A 5,730-nucleotide genomic window follows, 5' to 3' on the forward strand; every position below is an offset into this window, starting at 1 on the left:
GGCGGCGGGGCTCGGTACGGGGGCGGGCGACGTCGTGTCCATGAGCGTAAGCATGCTGACGTGAGCGTCTCGGGCGATCTCGGACTCAGGCTACCGGGTATTTCCTTGCCAGTCCTTTATGCGGGAGGCGAAGGCAGCCGACCGGATTACTCCACACCCCTACCGCATTGAGATTTATTTGCGGTTTAGGTGGTCTTTTGGTGCCATATTAGAGTGATCTTCCGCGTTGTAGGTAAATCGCCGTTATTTAAGGATAATTCTTGTCGAGGGTTGGATGTGATTGCCTTTCTTTCTGCCTGTGGCTCTGGCCGGGGCGGAAATTTGGACAAAAGAATGCTGGTGGGAGGTCGCACATGGCAGGCGGTACGGACGATGCGAGGAAGGTCAGGCTCGGGCGGCGGCCGCCGTTCACCTTCGGGGTCGGTCTTCTCACCCTGATCGGTCTGCTGGGTGCGAGCTGGGCGCCGGAGCCCGGCACCGTCGCCCCGCGGGAGTGGGCGACCGTGGGGAACGTCGTACCACTCGAACCGGATGCCGCCCCCGGCCCGGTGACCGGACAACCACCAGGGCGGCCGGCTCCGGGCGCCGTCGCCGGAGCGGGGCGGGCGCCGGCCGACGGACGCCGGGCCGTGGAGGTCAAGGCGGCGCCGCCGAAAGGCGGCCGGGCCCGTTCGCTGGAACGAAGGCTCGCCGAGGTCGGCCTGCGCGGCCTTCCAGGGAAGGGCGCCGGGACGCCGCAGGCGAAGGCCGCGGACGCGAGACCTCGCAGCCGGGATCGCCACGCGGCCTGCCCGCCGACCTCCATCATCTGCCTGGAGAACAGCCTGCCGGGAAACCCGCCAAGCGAATGGGACGTACCCGGAGGAGGCAGCAGCAGCATCCAGGGATACGCGACCCAGATGAGCGTCGACAAGGGGGAGACCGTCCAGTTCAAGGTGAAAACTCCGGCGACCGCCTACCACGTGGACGTCTACCGCATCGGCTACTACGGCGGCATGGGCGCACGAAAGATCACAACACTCACCCCCTCGGTACCGCTGCCCCAGGCGCAGCCGCTCTGTCTCACGGATGCGGTGACCGCACTGGTCGACTGCGGGAACTGGGCGGTCTCGGCCTCGTGGGCCGTGCCGGCCGACGCCGTCTCCGGGGTCTACATCGCGAACCTGATCCGCGATGACGCGACCCCCGGTGCCAGCCAGATGATATTCGTGATCCGGGACGACGAACGCGGGTCGGACCTGCTGCTGCAGACCTCCGACAGCACCTGGCAGGCGTACAACAAGTACGGCGGCAGCAGTCTCTACTCGGCGGGCGTTCCGGCGGGGCGGGCCTACAAGGTCAGTTACAACCGGCCGTTCATCACGCGCGTCGCGAGCTGCTGCGCCGGTTCGGTGGAGAGCTGGTTCTTCAACGCCGAATACCCCATGATCAGATGGATCGAGGCCAACGGCTACGACGTCAGCTACACCAGCAGTATCGACACCGCGATGCGTGGTCAGCAGATTCTCAACCACAGGGTCTTTCTCTCCGTCGGCCATGACGAGTACTGGTCCGACGACATGCGGGACAACGTCACGAACGCCCGGGACAACGGCGTCAACATAACCTTCTTCTCCGGGAACGAGACGTTCTGGAAGGGGCGCTGGGAGCAGGCCATGAGCGACGGGACCCCTTTCAGGACCTTCGTCTGCTACAAGGAGACGCTGGCGAACGCCAAGATCGACCCGAGCCCCCAGTGGACCGGATCGTGGCGTGATCCACGCTTCTCGCCGCCCTCGAACGGCGGCAGGCCGGAGAACGCGCTGAACGGGACGTGGTTCAGGGTCAACGGCGTCTCCAACGACGCGATAACCGTGTCGGCCGACTTCAGCAAGATGCGAATCTGGCGCAACACCTCCGTGGCGAACCTCTCTCCAGGGCAGACGGCCGTCTTCCCCACAGGGACGCTCGGCTACGAATGGGATGTGTCGCCCAGCAACGGGTCCGAACCGCCGGGCGTGGCCAGGTATTCAAGCACGATCATGAACCTCACCTCCAAATACCTGCTCGACTACGGCAGTACGTACGGTCTCGGCACCGCGAACCACAACCTGACGCTCTACCGGGCCTCCAGCGGTGCGCTCGTCTTCGGCGCGGGGACCATCCAGTGGTCGTGGGGGCTGGACGCGAACCACGATCGAGCGGGCCCTCCCACCGACATCCGGATGCAGCAGGCGACGGTCAACCTCCTCGCCGACATGCACTCCCAGCCCGCCAGCCTCCAGCCGGGGCTGGTACCGGCCACCGCGTCGACGGACACCAGCCCTCCCACGTCGACGATCACGAGCCCGTCGAACGGAGTCATCCTGCCCGCGCTGACGACCGTCGTGATCAAGGGAACGGCGGCCGACACCGGGGGCGGCGTCGTGGCCGGAATCGAGGTCTCGACCGACGGCGGTAACCGGTGGTTTCCGGCGACGGGCCGGGAGAACTGGCAGTACCGCTGGACACCCCAGACCACGGGAACGATGACGATCGCGGTCCGGGCGGTCGACGACATCGGCAACCTCCAGGTGATCCCGACCACGATCACCGTCACCGTCAACACGTCGTGTAACGCCTGCACCATCTGGCCGCCCAGTGCCGTGCCCGCCGTCGACTCGGCCGACGACCCCGTGCCGGTCGAGCTCGGGGTGCAGTTCCAGACCACGACCGCGGGCAGCATCAGGGGCGTCAGGTTCTACAAGGGGGCGCTCAACACGGGAACACACACCGGGAACCTCTGGAGCGCGAGCGGGCAACTCCTGGCGAGAGCCACGTTCACCGGCGAGACGGGGAGCGGGTGGCAGCAGGTGGACTTCGACACGCCGGTCGCGGTGACCGCCGGCACGACGTATGTCGCCTCGTATCACACGACATCCGGGAACTACTCGACAACGGTTCCCTACTTCACCACGCAGTACACGAACGGCCCGTTCGTAGTGCCGGCCAGCAGCGTGCAGATCGGTAACGGCGTCTACACCTACAGCGCGACGACCACCTTCCCGACCCGTACCTACCAGGCCAGCAACTACTGGGTCGACGTGCTCTTCGTCCCGGTCAGGAGCCTGTGGGACGATCAGACGGTTCCGCAGGTCCCGTCACAGAACGATCCCAACGCCGTGACGGTCGGTGTCAAGTTCCAGGCGCTGACCGATGGCGACATCGAGGGCATCCGTTTCTACAAGGGCGCCAAGAACACCGGGACGCATGTCGGGAGTCTGTGGACGAGTGACGGGCAGTTGCTCGCCAACGCGACCTTCACCAACGAGACGGCGAGCGGGTGGCAACAGGTGCGCTTCGACACCCCGGTCGCGGTGATCGCCCACACGACGTACGTCGCCTCGTACCACACGAGTTCGGGGTTCTACTCGCTGACATCCTCGTACTTCACCAGGCCGCACACGAACGGTCCGCTCGTCGCGCTGGGCAACGGTGACGAGGGGGGCAACGGCGTCTACACCTACGGCGCGACGAGCACCTTCCCGACCAGCACCTACCAGGCCAGTAACTACTGGGTCGACGTGTTGTTCGTGCCGTTCACGAGCCTCTGGGAGAAGACGGTGACCCCTGCGGTCACCTCCCATCCCGACAACCAGCCCGTCACCGTCGGTGTCAAGTTCCAGACGATGACGAGTGGCAGTATCAGGGGCGTCCGTTTCTACAAGGGCGTCAAGAACACCGGGACGCATGTCGGGAGTCTGTGGACGAGTGATGGGAAGCTGCTCGCCAGCGCGACCTTCACGAATGAGACGGCGAGCGGGTGGCAGCAGGTGAACTTCGACACGCCCGTCCCGGTGACGGAGAACACGACTTATGTGGTCTCTTACAATACTTTATCTGGTTATTATTCGCTGACTCGACCGTATTTCAACGTGCAGTACACGAGCGAACCGCTCATCGCGCCGGCCAGCGGCGCGGTGGGAGGCAACGGTGTCTACACCTACGGCGCGGCGAACCCCTTCCCGGTCAGCACCTACCAGACCAGCAACTACTGGGTCGACGTGGTGTTCGCCGTCGACTAGCCTCACCGCACTCGCGAGATCCCGGCCGACGCCCTCCCCGCCGTGCCGGACGGGTGGCCGGACACCGCCGAATCGGTGGTGTCCGGCCCCGTTCCCGCGCCGGAGACGAGCTGCCGCCGCTCCTGGGGGACCCTGGTCCAGGCGATCGCGGACAGCAGGCTCACGACCATGACGATCGGTATCCGCTGCCGGAAGATGAGACCGATGTTGGACATGGTGGTCGTGTACATGATCGTGCACGGTACGGCGAAGAGCAGGAGGATGAGCAACATCTTGCGGTTCTCACCCCACATTCGCCGGATTCCGACGGCCGCGCACCACAGCAGGTAGTACCACAGCACCGTCTCGACCTTTGCCAGCTGTAGCACCAGACTGCCGTCCATCCAGGGGAACGGCGAGAGAAGCGTGTAGACCAGCTTCGGCAGGAACGCGCTCCACGGATTGCCGCCGTCGTCGAAGACGATTCCCGAACCTCCCGCGGCGTTGGCCTGAAGGACGACCTCCGACTGTCCGTGCTCCAACTGCTCCTGCATCATGCCAACCGGTGTGCTCTTCGCCATATCCGGAAATATCAGGATGGGTACCACGAGTGTGGCCAGGATGGCCAGCACGCACAACGGGAAAGCGCGCCTGAGGCCCGCCAGGCCGAGAATCAGCGGTATCGCGCACATGAAAACCATGTAGGGGCGCACGTTCCAGAGCGTCCACAGCAGCGGCCCGAGAAGAAGGAGTTTGCGCATGTCGAAACGCTGGACGTTCGAAGCGGCGAGGCCGAGACAGGATATGACGAGAAACGCGTTGAACCCGTCCTTGAACGTGTCGGACGTGTGCAGCATGAATGCCGGCATGAATGCCATCAGGGTCATCAGCCTGAACGCCGCGCGCTCGTCGGCGCCGATGAGCCGCGCGAACCTGTACATGACGGCGCACAGCCCGCAGGCGATGAGCGCCACGAGGGCGGTGCAGGCCAGGGGGGCCGGGCCGCCGCACAGATACATGATCGCGGCGAAGACGTTGCACGGCACCGCCACGGAGTAGAGGCTTTCGATCTGATCGGAGGTGACGAACATGAAGCCCTCGCGCTTCCAGTACGCCACGACCTCCAGTGCCCTGCCCTCGTAGACGAAGTTGTCCCCGCCGTACGCGATCGAGTTGGACCGCATTACGAGGACGTGAACGAGCAGCCGCACGACGAAGGCCAGCAGCAGCACCCACAGGGCACGCCGAGCCACCTGCGCGCCGAGGGCCGTCTGAACGACGAACACCAGCCCCACCACGGCGGCCGCGACGATTATGTACTCCACAGAGAATCACCCGTACGATGTCGTGGCCGGATCGAGATTTCGTGTGCCGAAGGTAAGTCGGTTCTTCGGCGCGGGGGCGGGGGAGTGGGCATTGCCCGCCGACTTTAGTGCCGGGCGTGCCGTTACCGCCGGATATGCCGTCGCCGGGCCGCCTAAATTCCCGCAAAGAAATACGGGCTCCGAAACAGCCGCCTGCCTGCTCATTTCATCGTCCGGCACGACGGAGGGCCGGATAATCCGGGGGGGCGGGTCGGCCTTCCCGCATAAAGGACTGGCAAGGAAATACCCGGTAGCCTGAGTCCGGGATCGCCCGAGACGCTCACGTCAGCATGCTTACGCTCATGGACACGACGTCGCCCGCCCCCGTACCGAGCCCCGCCGCT

Annotated in this window: 2 protein-coding genes; one reads left to right on the top strand and one right to left on the bottom strand. The window is 65.1% G+C overall.

The window, feature by feature from the left end:
* Positions 1-353 precede the first annotated feature (353 nt).
* Positions 354-4,043 (top strand): DUF4082 domain-containing protein, encoded by a 3,690-nt coding sequence (locus ABZ664_RS39275; protein ID WP_362522361.1) that lies wholly within the window; start codon positions 354-356, stop codon positions 4,041-4,043.
* Between the two features lie 2 nt (positions 4,044-4,045).
* Here the strand turns inward: ABZ664_RS39275 and ABZ664_RS39280 are convergent, their stop codons facing one another.
* The gene (locus ABZ664_RS39280; RefSeq protein WP_362522363.1) at positions 4,046-5,347 is read right to left on the bottom strand and encodes a hypothetical protein; all 1,302 of its coding nucleotides are present in this window, start codon (positions 5,345-5,347) and stop codon (positions 4,046-4,048) included.
* Positions 5,348-5,730: the final 383 nt, after the last annotated feature.

Origin of the sequence: Streptosporangium sp. NPDC006930 (genome assembly GCF_040635605.1) — a bacterium.
Lineage (GTDB): Bacteria > Actinomycetota > Actinomycetes > Streptosporangiales > Streptosporangiaceae > Streptosporangium.